The following is a 14,669-nucleotide window of genomic DNA, read 5'->3' on the forward strand; positions in this document are numbered from 1 at the left end:
ATTGTTTATACTAGACACAATGTAAGATCATATCTTGAGGAGGAACATTGTGAAAAAGTTAACGATTTGGCTCATGCTTAGCTGTTTGATTCTGACGCTCGGAATCGGACCATCAGCTGTTAAAACAGCAGCGGCAAATGAATTGTCGGAAGCTGTCTTATTAAAGGCAGGACAGGAAACGCTTCTGGAAACAGGAACGAATAAAACGAATACATATTGGTATAAGGTCGATCATCAAGCCGGAATTGAAAAAACGGCGACACATTTTGAATTATCGATTGATACGGATCAGCCGATCGAAGTAACGGCTTACCCGAGTCAAGAGATGGCATCAAAAGATGAGACATTTGACCGTTACCGCGGATATGCAGAACCAAACGATAAGGACGTCACGAAAATCGCTGTTCCGTATGCATGGGACGGACCATATTACGTCAAAGTCGATTATTATCCGGAAATCGAAGAAGATAAGACGGTCAAACCAGCAAACGTCAACTTGACGTACAATAATGTCAAACTGGCTGTCGAATATGAGCCAATCAGCGATATCAGCTGTATGGCGGAAGAAGCACTGAAACAAACATCGGACGAAAAGCCGATGCTTGCCTTGATGCATGCGATTCAAAAACAAGTGTTGAGCCAGTCGGAACAAGGACGCAGTTTAACGTCGTTGTACTACAAGGCATCACCATACGTCGTCAAAACCTTGTTGTTCAACAAAGACAAACGGACACAAGCATATGAAGATTTAAAATCACTGAAGCCGGCTATGTCTGCTCTTGTCAACGGTACATCATACACATTGACGAAAACCGATCAAGCAGCGGTCAACCGTTTATACGCGTTGACGCGTGACGCGTCACCGGAAGTCATCGCAACGGAAATCAATCAAGTCGCAAAAACGGCGAACATTGAAAGCATCGGCGGTTCAGATTTAACAGAAGCATTCAAACCGTTCGGGATTCAAGTGAAGTCAGAAGCGAAAACACGGTTCATCGTTAAGTTGAAACCGGGTCACACGCAGCGGACGATGAAAATCGCCGGCACACAGGCAACAGACGTTGAGAAGTTATCGCTTGGTAAAACAGGTCAGTTTGTCATCGTCACGGAAGATCCGACGGTTAAAAATCAGTCGGCAGCAGTCCTGAAACAATCGTTGAAAAAATCAAGTGCTGTTGAGTATGTCGAAGAAGTTCAGACATACCGTGCAACTGGTGACATCAACTATGACTACCAATGGTCGCTCAACCAAAAATCGAGCGTCGAACAGTTCCCGGATGCGGGAATCGGATTCGAAAAATTCCTGAAAAATAATGCCGGTCAAAAGTTAAAACCAGTCACGATTGCAGTTATTGATACAGGGGTCGATTACCGCCTGAAGGATTTACAAGGGAAAGTTGATATTGCCCAGGAAAAGAACTACGTCGATGTGAACGGGAACGGAAATGCACTTGACGATAACGGTCACGGCACACACGTTTCAGGTGTCATTGCAGCAGCTCTTGAAAATGATTACGGCATTCGCGGTATCCATCAGTCGGCGAAAATTCTTCCTGTTAAGGTTTTGAACGCTAACGGTGAAGGGGAAACAGATGCGATTGCACTCGGAATTAAGTATGCAGTTGATCACGGGGCAAAAATCATCAATATGAGTCTTGGCGGCGGGGAAAGCCGGACGATGGCATATATGATGAAATATGCGGCAGATCACGGTGTAACGGTCGTCGCAGCGTCAGGTAACGAATACGATATGTCCATTGGTTTCCCGGCCAGTTCAGAATATGCCATTTCCGTCGGAGCGACAAACCCGCTCGGTATGGTTGCTGATTATTCGAACTACGGCATCGGACTCGATGTTGTCGCACCAGGTTCAAAAATTGCAAGTCTTGTTCCGGACGGTAATACCGTCTACATGGACGGAACAAGCATGGCGTCACCGCACGTCGCAGCAGTTGCGGGGATTCTGGCGTCACTCAATTCCAAATTGACACCAAAACAAATCGAGTCGATCTTACGGACAAGTGCTGAACCGCTTGCCTTTGAGAATCCAAATGATTGGGATGATGATGAAGACGATATGGAAGATGAGTATCCACCGGGATATGAAAAAGAAATGACACCGGACTTCCCGGCATTCGTCAGCCCGGTATCGGGATATGGAAAAGTCAACATCACACGTGCGATCTCGCAATTACACCTAAACGGAAAAGTAAACCCGGTTTATGACAACCAGCTTGTTGTCAGCGGACAAGTTAAAACGGGTACAAAAGTTGAAGTTTGGTCGACGAAAAAGTTGACGGATACAAAAGATACGGCAAAAATGTTGGCAAAAACAACAGCAACAGCCGGTAAATACAGTGTGGCGATTCCCCGTCAGGAAAAAACATCTGTCTTGACGATTCGTTATGCGAACGGTCTTGACGTGACATCGGAACGGACGGAAGTCTTGCCAGGAAAGGCGCCGGCTGCACCGAAAGTCAACCGTGTGTTGGCCGGAGCAACGAAAGTAACCGGTACCGCGATTGCGAACGGTAAGATTACGATTAAAGATGCGAAAAACAAAGTGGTTGGAAAAGGTGTTGTCGACAGCAAAGGGAAGTTTACGGTCAAAGTTAAAGCATTGCAACCAAACACCCGTATTGCAGTTACGGTAACAGACATTGCCAACCGTTCAAGCAAAGCGACTGTCGTGACGGTCCTTGCGCCACCGGCAGCACCAAAAGTGAAGCCGGTGACAGCCGGTCAAACGAAAGTAACCGGTACAGGTGAGAAAAAAGCGCATGTGTATATCCAAAATGCGAAGAAAAAAGTCATTGCCAAAGGAACGATCACTTCTAAAGGAACGTTCTCTGTAAAGATTGCGAAACAAAAAGCAGGAGCGAAGTTGTATGTCTACCTTAAAAATGACTTGAAACAAACGAGTCCTAAAACAGCAGTTGTCGTCAAAAAAGCGAAGAAATAAGTCTTGAAAGCAGCCTTTTTCGGGTAAAACGAAAAAGGCTGCTTTTTTTTTGAGGGGTTGTCTTACTTTTAAAGTATTTTTTTTGAAAATATGCTATTTTTAATTGATTCTATTATTTTTAGAAAAGCATCATTCTAATCGAATGATGAGGAGGATATTTCATGATTAATTGGATTCGGAGACGAATCGGGCGGCAATTATTGGCAGTATTTTATGTCTTACTGTTTTTGGTTTCGATGACTTCCTTTTTGGTTTATGGTTACATGGAAAATCGAATCGAATCATCACGCGATAACTTGGAAGTCATCAGCGAACAAAATCGTCGTGCGGATCATTTATGGGATAACTGGCAGAATGTCCAGTTTGGTTTGCGGGGATTTGTTATTTTCGGTAACCAGGAACGTTTTGATGAAATCCAGGAGCTGCGGACAGAAATCAAAAGTGAAACGGATTGGTTTACCCGTAAAGCCAAAACGGATGAAGAAGAAGAATTTGCCGCTCAAATGACGAATATGTACAACTTATATTATGGGGCCTTGTTTCCTTTGACCCAGTCATACGTAAATGAAAAAAAGGCGAATCAAATCAATGAAGATTTTTTACAGGGTGACAGTCTGTTCTCTTTACCGATTGCCAAACGATTGGTGGAACAAGGTCAATTAAAACAAACAGCGGACGGTTCGATTGATGTCGAACCGGATATTGAAAAAGCCTCTTCGGCATTAAATGAATACCGGAATAATTTACAACAACAGCAGGATACGGCCGTTGCCAACCTCCGGAGTGAAGTCGCAAAAACGAAATGGATCTGGATTTCGAGTATCTTTGTCCTGATTATCTTTATTTTACTGTTTGTTCATCCGTTCCTGAAACGAATGACGAAACAGTTATTACGCCTGATTGAGGACAATCGAAAGCTGTCGCGGAACGAGCCGATTGAGATGGATGTTATGGAGCGGCGGGCAGATGAGATTGGCATGTTGCGTTCTTCCTTTAATCAGATGGCTGTGACAACCGGTCTGCATAAAGAAGAGATGCAAAATAAAAACGAAGAATTACAGGCGCAGAGTGAAGAATTACTGGCCCAACAAGAAGAATTGCAATCGCAACAAGAAGAACTCGAAGAGGCGTATCAGGCGACGAAACAAAACGAAGAGAAGCTGAAGATGCGCAGCGAATTAACGGAAGCACTCGCTGTCCGGGAAACAGTCGAATCGTACCCGGCGATTGTTCAAAAAATGTTGGATATCACTTCATCCGAATATGGAGCCTTGTTGTTGTATGACGATGGCGTTTACATCGGTGCGACGACGAACGGCATGAAGATACAACAGGTTCAATCCTTACTGGATGATGAGAATTCCTTATTGAACCGGATGCGGTTAGGGACAAAAGTCGTTCAGTCGGAAAAACGGGTTTCGCGGACAAACGACACACCATACAGCTTCAGTACGTATGAAGTTGCTTTGCCGATTTATGATCCATCGACGCATCAGTTGATGGCTGCCGTCTACATGGTTCGTTATCAGTCTCCATACCAGTCGCAACAGTTGGCGGATATGCGTGAGTTCTCGCAACAGATGACTTTATCCCTGTTGCGGACGCGTTCATATGACGAGATGAAGCAGGAAAAACAAAAGACCGAGCAGGTACTTGACTCAATCCGGGAAGCAATTATTTATCTGGAAGACGGAAATGATGAATTATACGTCAACCGTCCGTTGTTCGAACTGATACCGGAGCTGCAATCCGAATTTACGAGGGACCGGACTTTATCGTCGGCCAGTTATGTGATTGAAGTGATGCGTAATATCGTCGATGATGTCGAACGATTTAACGATTATTTGGACTTGATCCGGTCCGGGGAAGTTTCTCCGGATAAAGTTCAATTTGATGTCCGTGGTAATTCCGCACATCTTGAAGTATATGCAGAACGAATCGATATTGAAGGTGGTTGGAAAGGGGTCATCCTCGTCATCCGTGATATTACCCGGGAAACAGAAGCAGACCGTCTGAAGACCGAACTTGTTTCGACGGTGTCTCACGAATTGCGGACTCCCTTGTCTTCGATTTACGGATTCACGGAATTGATGCTCAATCGGGAGATTGATGCGATAAAACAACAGAAATATTTGTCGACGATTCATAATGAAACGGAACGGCTGTCGAATTTGGTGACCGATTTCCTCGATGTTCAACGGATGCAATCGGGTGGACAACGTTACCAAATGGCTCATCTTGATTTGTATTCGATTGTCGATCAAGTGATTGGTGTCTATAAGGCGTCAAACGGACTTCACGATATTCAGCTTCACTTGTTGAGTGTAGAACGACCGGCGATTATTGGAGACGAAACACGGATTAAGCAGTTGCTGAACAATTTAGTCAACAACGCCATCAAGTATTCACCGGACGGTGGACAGGTTGACATTACAGTCAGCACGGATCAGGAAAATGCGACGATTCAGATTACCGATCACGGTATCGGGATTCCACAATATGCCTTTGCCCATCTGTTTGATAAATTTTATCGTGTGGATAATTCAGATACACGACGAATCGGGGGTACGGGACTTGGTCTTTCGATTTGTAAGGAAATCGTCAAAGAACATGACGGTGTGATTCATGTCGAATCGACTGTCGGAAAGGGAAGTACCTTTACGGTCGCCCTGCCGTTGCACGCATTGGAAAATGTCTAATCTAAACAGGTATCGGATTGCTTCGGCAATCGGTACCTGTTTTTGTTTTACAATAATTTTTCAAACGCTGAGAAAAAACACAAGACGTTCAGCGAATATTTAAATATAATGAAGAGATAGTTAAAAAACAGAAAGATTTGCCGATAAACATATAGGACAAACGAACTAGGACAAAAGAAAGGGCGTGGACGATGCATAAACTAATCTATACCATCATCGGCGGATGGGTGATGTCTCATTTGTTATGGTTAGGAATCATCGGCACATCATCGGATCTTTCGAGAACAGGGAACAGCCTGTTCATGATTCTAGGCGCGGTCCTTTCGACGATCATGTTGGTAGCGGCGGCGCGGCGTCATCCGAATCGTCCCATTACGCAACGTCTATTTTTACTGCTCTTATTCGGAAATATGTCGCTGGCGATGGGCGAAACGGCAGAATTGATCGTGTCCCAACAGCACTTGGAACGTTCCGGAATGTTTGATGGAATTGATTTAATATTCAGTCTGCAAATCGGATTTTATTTGCTGGCTTTTTGTTATTTTTTAATCAGTCGCCGTTCAGAAGTGAATTTACGATTTTTCCTATTTGATGAACTCATCATTTTGATTGTGACAGGGGCGATTTCCTGGCATTATCTCGTCACGCCGTATTTGGAACAGGCGGAACTGTTCAGCATGGAAACACTGTTATTACTCCGTTATCCATTAGGAGATCTGTTGTTACTGGGTGGGATGCTGATCCTGTTCTTTGGTGTCATGAAACGTGGAAACAGTATCCCGCTTCTGATGATATTGATTGGTTTTCATCTGCAGTTGATTGCGGATTTATTATACGTCATTTTGGATCGAACCAGTTTTCCGATTTCTTTGATGTGGTTGGATCCGATTTGGATTGCGACCGTCTTATTAATTGGCGGGGCAGGACTGTTATTTGATGTCGATGAACGACCGATTGGATTTAACGTCAACCGGCGGATTCTGGACGGGATTCGTCTCGTGACACCGTATGTCTTCCTGTTGATTTTGTTTGTGACAATGGCACGTCAAGCCGTCAGTTGGAATGGTTTAACGATTGGTTTAATGATTGCCATTCCTTTATTGATTTCAAGGCAGGTTCGGATCGTGATGGACAATCAACGGTTGCGGGAAAATCTTGAGGCGAAAGTCGAGGAGCGGACGGCAGCACTCGAACAGGCATTGGAAGAGATGGAGCATATGGCTTATCATGACGCACTGACGAATTTACCGAACCGGTATTTGTTTGCCCGCTTGTTCAAGGAGGAACTTCGCCGGGCGGAAATTCATCAACGATTTGTCGGTCTGTTTTTCATCGATATTGATCATTTTAAACAAGTGAACGATACATACGGCCATCAAATTGGAGATCAGTTGATCATTGATATCGCCAACCGTCTTGAAAAAAAATTGCCGCATAATACGGTCATCTCCCGACAAGGTGGGGATGAGTTTGTTTTACTATTATTTGATGTCAAAGACGAATCGGACATCGAAGCATGTGGCCGACAGCTGGTTCAGTTATTCGAACGACCGTTCATTCTGAAGGACACGCCTGTCTTCATGACGGCAAGCATTGGCGGCGCTGTCTATCCGACGCATGCGACTTCCCGGACGGCATTAATCGAACAGGCGGATGTCGCGATGTATGAAGCGAAGCGGCGCGGGAAAAATCAATTTCATGTGGAAGTCTGAATCAAGCAAAGAGTCCCTGACAACTGTCGGGGACTTTTTTTGACTCATTTCATCTTACTCAGTAGTTTCTCCAAAGCGATCGGGTCAGTCACCTGCTCATTGCAATGGTCACTGTCGATACAAATATAATTTCCGATTGCCCGGTATTGATCAGCTGATTGATTCGTCCGGGCGGAGACAAGGGTGACATCACTGTATTGATTGCAGATGGTACAGATGCCTTTTTGAATCGTCGGAAGATACGTGCCTTCGATTCCAATCCATTCTCCTTTTAAAGGATAGACAAAAAATTTCTTTTTATTCCCGGTGTCGTTCCAACTTAAATAGGTCGTCTTAAGAAAATCGATTGAGTGAAGGGGCGGGTGCCGTAACTTCTTCGTTTTTCGAAACAGTTGCTGCAGTTGCTGTTCGGTAATCGACGGGAAGGATTGGACGAATGGTTGGATATCCTCAAGGTACCGGGCGAAATCCGCCTCGGTTTGAACGGTTCGAACGACCATCAATAACGCCTCCTGTTCGGCAGTCAAAACCGGAAGCAAATCAAAGATTTTTTTAGAAGCGCTGTAAATGACGGCGTCCCGGACGTCCGGATCATGGACAGCGCTTAACTGTTGAATCATCGAGTCGATCTGGCTGCGGATAAAATTATACTGAAATGGCTGAATGAAAGGTTCCATTTTCCATCGCTCCTTTATAGTTCTGTATTCACGAAAACACTTTCATCGAAACGGCATTTTTTTGTTTTCTTCAAGCAGTGCACGGGAAATAAATACCTGAGGAGGTGTACAGGAATGCAAGCATTGACCGGACTACGCCTGTTAAATTTAATCAGCTTTTTATTTGTCCTTTTAGCACGTGTCTTCTGGTATGAGGCACCGACCGGAGAACCTCTTGCTATTGTGCCGGCATCGTTTACGGATGCGGTGTTTGGTGTTGTCTATACGACTTTGCTGATTTGGTGTATCCGGCCTGTACAAGCCTATCCCGCTGACCGGACGTTGATTTTTGATATCAGCGGCTGGTTTGTGCTGACGATGCTCGGGTACGGGGCGGGCAGTATCGTCGGTCCGCCGTGGGAACTGGTGTTGACGACGATTTCGTTCATCAGTTTATGTATCATCTATATGAAAGTACAACATCATCCGAACCGTTCCCCGTGGATGCGATCCCCATTTTCCGTATTTCTCGCCTGGTCGAGCATCCAGATTCTAATCTTACCATTTCGTATTTTGCGTGACTTCCGGTTTGAAGATTTGTTTGGACTGATGACGTCGGAGTGGGTGACGATCATGTTGATTTTATTTGCCTGTGGCATCGTATTTTTTATTTTCGTCCACACCGATTGGGTATTTGGTCTCGTCATGATTTGGTATTACGTCGGTCTGTTCTTTAATGGTCGGTTGACGGACTTTCAGCAAGGCGTGGCGGTCTTTAGTCTGATTGCCGTTCTGGCAGCGGTCATTCTGGTCTTTCGGAAACGCGACCGGCTGTTTGCCGAGGAAAAAAGACCGGTTTCATAAGAAAGCGGCAGTTGGTGTCATTGCTTTTCGGTTTTTGGGGTATATCCCTTATAGAAGTATAAAAGGGGGAAATGACCAATGGGGAAAAAACAGTTGATCGGAACATATGAGAATGAGACGGATTTGATTCGCCAGATTGAAGATTTACACTTTGCCGGATACCTGGAAGAAGATTTATATGTCGTTCTGCAGGATAAAACCGATATGGCGATGTTGCGTGGCCAATCGGCAGCCCAGCTTGTTTCGGGAAAACGGACATTATTTGAACGGTTTACAGGGAAGCCGGTGACAGAGGAAGAGACCCGTGAAGCGTTCGAATCTTTAGGTTTGCCGGAAGGTGACATGGAACAACATGTAGCAAGCGTCAAACACGGGGCTTATGTTCTGTTGGCGGATGAAGAAGGGGCAAGACGCCCTAAACCAGAACCCCAAAGTATTTTAGAGAGTGAACCGGAAGGCATTGAGGCTGAGCGGAAGCTTGACCATGAAAACCGGGCACTTGAGAACGAAAACGACCGGATGTTGTAACCGTGCCAGAGTGGAAAGGGTGAACGACGATGGATAGCCATTATCACACGATTTTAGTAGCAGTCGACGGCTCCAAAACAGCAGACTTAGCTTTTGAAAAAGCCGTCCAGTTCGCAAAGCTCGATCAAGCGAAACTCGTCATCACACATGTCATCGATATTCAAACCTTTGCGAATGTCCGGGCGAACCAGCGCTTCATCGATCAAAATGTCACGGAATACGCCCAGGAACTGCTTGATAAATATCAAAAACGGGCGGTCGAGGAAGGCGTAGCGGAAGTTGAACTGGTCATCGAAAGCGGGTCGCCGAAAACGCTGATTCCGAAAGTCATCGCACCGCGTGTCGGGGCAGGGCTGATCGTCTGTGGTGCTGTCGGAATGAATGCAATGGAACGAATCATGATCGGGAGTGTCTCTGAAAACATTGCCCGATATGCGAAGTGTGATATCTATATCGTTCGTCCGAAAACACTCAAGTGAATACCACACAAACAGGCTGTTTCGATGAAGAATCGAAGCAGCCTGTTTGATGTTCAGTGATCTTTTTAAGTTAATAAATAATAAAAAATGCCTAAGATGATCAAAATGACTGGCAACAAGACTAAATACATCCAGGACATGTTTTTGGCTGTCTGGCTGTTGCTGTACGTTTCTTCGTTTCGACTCTGTCCGACCATTACTGTAAAAATAAGTCCAAGTACACAGATTACTAAAGCAATCCAAAATAAGACGGTCATGTTTAGCCCTCCTTCAGTAATATAAATCCTCTCTCCCATCATAACGAAAATTGGATTTACATGTCAGAATAATTGTGACAGTTTGGAGTTGACGCCATCTGGTTTAGGGGCTAAACTACTGATATGAGTTTAGGGGGTAAACTAATCATGAAAGAAAATCTGAGGGAAGCCGTTCAATTATTTGAAGAGGTGATGATTCACGGGACGGAACGTGTCTTGAAATCAGTTGATTCACCGGTGTGGCGTCTCTATTCACCGGAGCAGCTGCATTTGTTAAAGCTGGTCGATAAATATGGACCGATTGCTTCCGGGCGGATTGCCGTCATCCAAGGAGTTCATAAAAGTGCGATTTCCAATCGTCTGAAAAAGTTAAATGAACACGGCTTGGTCGAAGTCGAACGTTCAGAAGATGATCACCGGACCAAGCGGATTATTTTGACGGATGCCGGAAAAGAAGTTGTCGAAGCATCCGATCAAGCGATTTACAGTTATTTGGAACAGTTGATTGATGGCAAGGTCGACGATGACGAAATTAAACAATTCATCGAGACGTTCCGAAAAGTCAAAGCCATTTTAAAGATTGAAGATTAAGTCAGAAAAACAGACACAGAAGAGGTGGAACGGGAATGCGACAAATCGTCAAATGGCGTTGGCCGATCGTAATCGTCTTGTTGCTTGCGACAGTCGGATTATTTTTAGCGGCACCAAACTTATCAAAACAGGCGGAAGATGCGGGTGCCATTCAGCTCGCGAGTGACACGGATTCACAACGGGCAGCCGATATTTTAAAGGCAGCCGGTGCAAGTGAAGAAACGATTTCGCTGGTTATTCCGTTAAAGGAAGCCGTCACGAAACAAGATCGGACCGAAATCGGTCAAATCGTCAAAGATTTGGAGAAACTGGATCAACCGGTGACGGGAGTTCTCGATCCGTTTGAAAGTAAGGAAACGGAAGGACAATTGATTTCAAAAGATAAAAAAACGGTCCTCGTTCCGATTACCGTTGATGGTTCGCAGGAAGAAATCACGGCACTCGCCGAGGACATCCGGAGTGATCTCTTACCGGACGACCGGACGATTTATCTGACCGGTGAATCGTTGATTAATGCCGATGTTAATAAAAGTTCACAAGAAGGATTGAAACGAACCGAATTGATCACAGTCGGTCTGATTTTTGGACTGTTGTTAATCGTGTTCCGTTCGATTGTCACACCATTCGTTCCGTTATTTGCGGTGGGTGTCACGTATTTAATGAGCCAATCGTTTGTGGCCTTTTTCGTTGATTGGTTCGGATTCCCTGTCTCGAATTTCACGCAGATTTTCCTTGTTGCGATTCTCTTCGGGATCGGGACGGACTACTGTATTCTGCTTCTCAGCCGGTACAAAGAAGAATTGACTGCCGGACACGATGTCGAGACAGCCATCGTCAACACCTATAAAACAGCGGGACGGACCCTGCTCATCAGTGGTCTTGCCGTCCTCGTCGGCTTCTCGGCGATCGGTTTCGCTGATTTCCCGATCTTTAAATCATCGGTCGCCGTTGCGGTCGGGATTGCAGTCTTGTTACTGGTTCTCTTTACACTGGTACCGTTTTTCATGGCAACGTTAAAAGAGAAACTGTTCTGGCCGTCTAAAAATGCGGCGAGTCACCAAGACAGTCGTTTGTGGGCCCGCTACGGCGGATTATCGATTCGTCGTCCATTACTTGCGATGGCCATCGTCGCTGTCGTGACGATTCCAACCTTGTTCACGTATGATGACGATCTGTCGTTCAACACTGTCGATGAGATTGGTGCGAAATATGAAACGGTCAAAGGATTAAATGCCATTTCAGACGGCTTTGGTGCCGGTGAGTCATTACCGGTCAATATTATCCTGAAGGACGATCAAAATATCGTGACTGAAAAAACGGTTCCATATGCAGAACAGTTGAGCCGTGAACTCGTTAAACTGGACGGGGTCAAAGCCGTTCGCTCGATTTCGCGTCCGACGGGCGAAGTCATTGACGATTTATACGTCGATCAACAACTGAAACAAGTCGCATCCGGTCTGACGGATGCCAAAGACGGGCTCGGTGAAGTCGGCCAAGGTCTACAGACTGTGGAAGATAATCTGAAGACAATCAGCGGTCAGCTTCCGGCCGGTGACCAGGCGTCAGCAGGTGCAGCACAATTGCAGCAGGCCGCAGACGGTCTCGGTCAAATTAATCAGCAGTTAACGCTTGTCGGTCAAGGATTACAGTCAGCGGAAAACATTCCGCAAACTGTCGGGACATTGACAGCGTTATCCGGTCAATTGACACAAGTGCAAACGGGAATCGCACAAGCGGCAACCGGAATTGAAACGCAAGGCGCACAAGCCGGTCAACTGGGTAACGGATTAACCCAACTGGCTGATGGTGTCGGATCTGCTAACAATGGGCTTGGTAAAATCGAAGACGGTTTAAAAGAAGCAGCCGATTTCCTAAAAGAGATGGGCAACTCGAAAACGATTCGCGGTACCGGGATGTTCATTCCGAAAGATACCTTATCAAGCAAGGACTTTGAGCCTGTCATCGACCGCTATACGATTGATGACAAGACCGGTCTGAAATTCGAAGTGATTCTGGATGATGATCCCTATTCACCGGAGGCGATCGAAACGGTCGCTGCGATCAAGAAAACGACAGCGAGTACACTGAAAGATACGCCGCTTGAACAGGCACAGGTTGCTTACGGCGGAATCTCAAGCATCAACAGTGACTTAAATGATACGTCAAAAGCCGATTTCTCTCGGACGGTCGTCATCATGATCATCAGTTTGTTCATCGTTCTTGCGATCATGTTCCGTTCATTGATCATGCCGCTGTTTATGATCGGTTCGCTCCTGTTGACGTACTATACGTCGGTGTCGATTGCTGAACTGATCTTCGTCAACGGTCTTGGTTATGACGGCATCAGCTGGGCCGTTCCGTTCTTCGGATTCGTTATGCTCGTCGCTCTTGGTATCGATTACTCGATCTTCCTGCTCGACCGGTTCCGGGAAGAAACGATTAATGGACTCGAGACGAATGAAGCGATGTATGTTTCGATGAAGAAAATGGGATCTGTCATCATCACGGCTGCCATCATCCTTGCCGGAACGTTTGGTGCGATGATGCCGTCGGGTGTCCTGAGTCTGGTTCAGATTGCAACAATCGTCATCACGGGTCTGCTCCTGTATGGATTAATTGTCTTACCGCTCCTGATTCCGGCAATCACGGTATCGTTCGGACCGGGTGTCTGGTGGCCGTTCCGTCAAAAGCAAAATAAGAAGTAAGTCGATTCGACTGGTCCATTCGGAAATCATCCGGATGGACTTTTTCGTTATACTACAAACAGGAGGCGATGGAAATGCAACAGTTTAAACAATTAACGGACCGGATCTGGTATCAAACGCCGGTCAGTGAAACGGATCGGCCGATCGTTGCCGTCATTACGGGCGACGACCGGAGTCTTGTAATTGATGCCGGAAACTCAAGTCAGCACGCGACACTCTTTTTAGAGGAGATGAAGAATCAGGGGCTCGGACGTCCGGATCTCGTCGCATTGACGCATTGGCACTGGGATCATATTTTCGGTATAAAACAGATGGCGGTACCGACGATTGCGACGCACCGGACAGTCGAAGAAATTCAGAAAATGCTGGACTACGAATGGACGGATGAGGCGCTCGAGGAACGGATTCGTCAAGGCATTGAAATTCCGTTTTGTGCGGATGCGATCAAACTGGAGTTCGGGAAGGACCGGGAGATTGAAGTCATCTTGCCGACGATTCGTTTCACGGGAGAACTTGCAATCGACCTCGGGGGCGTGACGTGTCTGTTACGACAAGTCGAGAATGACCACTCACCAGGGAGTGCTCTTGTCTATATTCCGGAAGAACGGGTTTTATTTTTAGGAGATGCCATGTATGCGGATATTTTCTCCGACAAGTGGAATTATACAGTCAATCAAACAACGCGGCTGTTAGATACGATTGCTGAATACGAGGCGGATTATTATGTCTGGTCTCACGGCGAAGCGATGGCGAAAGACGCGTTTGAGCAAGAGGTACACGTCTTACGCCAAATCATCGAAGTGACAAAACAAGCAGAAGGACATGTATCGGAGATGCGCCGGCTGTATCGTGATCTGGTCGGACGGGACTTGACGACAGACGAAGAAGAAACACTCGTATTTTTTGCGAATGGTGCGAAAAAATAATTAAAACAGCAGGTGCTGAACCGTTCATTCGAGAATTCCTTAAGTATAAGATGGAAAAAACGGATTTTAGCAAAGGGGTTCTCGCAATGGATCGTAAGCCTGAAGATCGGAATGAAACGGCCAATCGTGTATTTTTTGGAACAACTAACATTTTCACGATCCTTGTAGTGATTGGCTTTGCCTTATACCTGCTGTATCAATTTTTTGTGAAATGACTGATCACCCTGTAGCTCAGGGTGATTTTTTTCGTTTTAGGGGAGTGCAAGCGAACCAGATATTGGGTAATCCTT

General features: G+C 45.8%; 11 protein-coding genes. 9 read left to right on the forward strand and 2 right to left on the reverse strand.

Annotation, left to right across the window (positions count from 1 at the left end):
• Positions 1-49 precede the first annotated feature (49 nt).
• From EXIG_RS02020 to EXIG_RS02030, 3 genes are all read left to right on the forward strand, one after another.
• A complete protein-coding gene (locus EXIG_RS02020; RefSeq protein WP_012369266.1) occupies positions 50-2,962 on the forward strand; it encodes a S8 family peptidase in 2,913 nt (970 codons plus the stop codon).
• A gap of 161 nt (positions 2,963-3,123) precedes the next feature.
• The gene (locus EXIG_RS02025; protein ID WP_012369267.1) at positions 3,124-5,661 is read left to right on the forward strand and encodes an ATP-binding protein; all 2,538 of its coding nucleotides are present in this window, start codon (positions 3,124-3,126) and stop codon (positions 5,659-5,661) included.
• Between the two features lie 191 nt (positions 5,662-5,852).
• Positions 5,853-7,373 carry a GGDEF domain-containing protein gene (locus EXIG_RS02030; protein WP_012369268.1) on the forward strand — a complete coding sequence of 507 codons (1,521 nt, stop codon included), beginning with the start codon at positions 5,853-5,855 and terminating at the stop codon, positions 7,371-7,373.
• 44 nt (positions 7,374-7,417) lie between these two features.
• On the opposite strand, the gene EXIG_RS02035 is transcribed toward EXIG_RS02030, so the two are convergent.
• Complete coding sequence (locus tag EXIG_RS02035; RefSeq protein ID WP_012369269.1) at positions 7,418-8,050, reverse strand: FusB/FusC family EF-G-binding protein; 633 nt, start codon at positions 8,048-8,050, stop codon at positions 7,418-7,420.
• A gap of 114 nt (positions 8,051-8,164) precedes the next feature.
• On the opposite strand from EXIG_RS02035, the gene EXIG_RS02040 reads away from it, so the two are divergent.
• From EXIG_RS02040 to EXIG_RS02050, 3 genes are all read left to right on the forward strand, one after another.
• The gene (locus tag EXIG_RS02040) at positions 8,165-8,893 is read left to right on the forward strand and encodes a TspO-related membrane protein (RefSeq protein ID WP_012369270.1); all 729 of its coding nucleotides are present in this window, start codon (positions 8,165-8,167) and stop codon (positions 8,891-8,893) included.
• Positions 8,894-8,971: 78 nt separating this feature from the next.
• Entirely contained in the window at positions 8,972-9,421 is a 450-nt protein-coding gene (locus tag EXIG_RS02045; protein WP_012369271.1) for a general stress protein, read from the forward strand.
• A gap of 29 nt (positions 9,422-9,450) precedes the next feature.
• Complete coding sequence (locus tag EXIG_RS02050) at positions 9,451-9,900, forward strand: universal stress protein (protein WP_012369272.1); 450 nt, start codon at positions 9,451-9,453, stop codon at positions 9,898-9,900.
• A gap of 65 nt (positions 9,901-9,965) precedes the next feature.
• Here the strand turns inward: EXIG_RS02050 and EXIG_RS02055 are convergent, their stop codons facing one another.
• Positions 9,966-10,157 carry a hypothetical protein gene (locus tag EXIG_RS02055; protein ID WP_012369273.1) on the reverse strand — a complete coding sequence of 64 codons (192 nt, stop codon included), beginning with the start codon at positions 10,155-10,157 and terminating at the stop codon, positions 9,966-9,968.
• Between the two features lie 147 nt (positions 10,158-10,304).
• Here EXIG_RS02055 and EXIG_RS02060 point away from each other — a divergent pair, with 147 nt between their 5' ends.
• The 3 genes from EXIG_RS02060 (at position 10,305) to EXIG_RS02070 (ending at position 14,379) form a co-directional block, all read left to right on the forward strand.
• Entirely contained in the window at positions 10,305-10,748 is a 444-nt protein-coding gene (locus EXIG_RS02060; protein WP_012369274.1) for a MarR family winged helix-turn-helix transcriptional regulator, read from the forward strand.
• 35 nt (positions 10,749-10,783) lie between these two features.
• Complete coding sequence (locus EXIG_RS02065) at positions 10,784-13,453, forward strand: MMPL family transporter (RefSeq protein ID WP_012369275.1); 2,670 nt, start codon at positions 10,784-10,786, stop codon at positions 13,451-13,453.
• A 74-nt stretch (positions 13,454-13,527) separates the two neighbouring features.
• Positions 13,528-14,379: an MBL fold metallo-hydrolase gene (locus EXIG_RS02070; protein WP_012369276.1), complete on the forward strand. Its 852-nt coding sequence runs from the start codon at positions 13,528-13,530 to the stop codon at positions 14,377-14,379.
• Positions 14,380-14,669 lie beyond the last annotated feature (290 nt).

The sequence above is a fragment of the Exiguobacterium artemiae 255-15 genome (assembly GCF_000019905.1).
GTDB lineage: Bacteria > Bacillota > Bacilli > Exiguobacteriales > Exiguobacteriaceae > Exiguobacterium_A > Exiguobacterium_A artemiae.

What these genes read in the sequence shown, in the direction of transcription:
- EXIG_RS02025 (WP_012369267.1), top strand. Translation starts at nt 3,124, where the DNA reads ATGATTAATTGGATTCGGAGACGAATCGGGCGGCAATTATTGGCAGTA.
- EXIG_RS02030 (WP_012369268.1), top strand. Translation starts at nt 5,853, where the DNA reads ATGCATAAACTAATCTATACCATCATCGGCGGATGGGTGATGTCTCAT.
- EXIG_RS02035 (WP_012369269.1), bottom strand. Translation starts at nt 8,050, where the DNA reads ATGGAACCTTTCATTCAGCCATTTCAGTATAATTTTATCCGCAGCCAG.
- EXIG_RS02040 (WP_012369270.1), top strand. Translation starts at nt 8,165, where the DNA reads ATGCAAGCATTGACCGGACTACGCCTGTTAAATTTAATCAGCTTTTTA.
- EXIG_RS02045 (WP_012369271.1), top strand. Translation starts at nt 8,972, where the DNA reads ATGGGGAAAAAACAGTTGATCGGAACATATGAGAATGAGACGGATTTG.
- EXIG_RS02050 (WP_012369272.1), top strand. Translation starts at nt 9,451, where the DNA reads ATGGATAGCCATTATCACACGATTTTAGTAGCAGTCGACGGCTCCAAA.
- EXIG_RS02055 (WP_012369273.1), bottom strand. Translation starts at nt 10,157, where the DNA reads ATGACCGTCTTATTTTGGATTGCTTTAGTAATCTGTGTACTTGGACTT.
- EXIG_RS02060 (WP_012369274.1), top strand. Translation starts at nt 10,305, where the DNA reads ATGAAAGAAAATCTGAGGGAAGCCGTTCAATTATTTGAAGAGGTGATG.
- EXIG_RS02065 (WP_012369275.1), top strand. Translation starts at nt 10,784, where the DNA reads ATGCGACAAATCGTCAAATGGCGTTGGCCGATCGTAATCGTCTTGTTG.
- EXIG_RS02070 (WP_012369276.1), top strand. Translation starts at nt 13,528, where the DNA reads ATGCAACAGTTTAAACAATTAACGGACCGGATCTGGTATCAAACGCCG.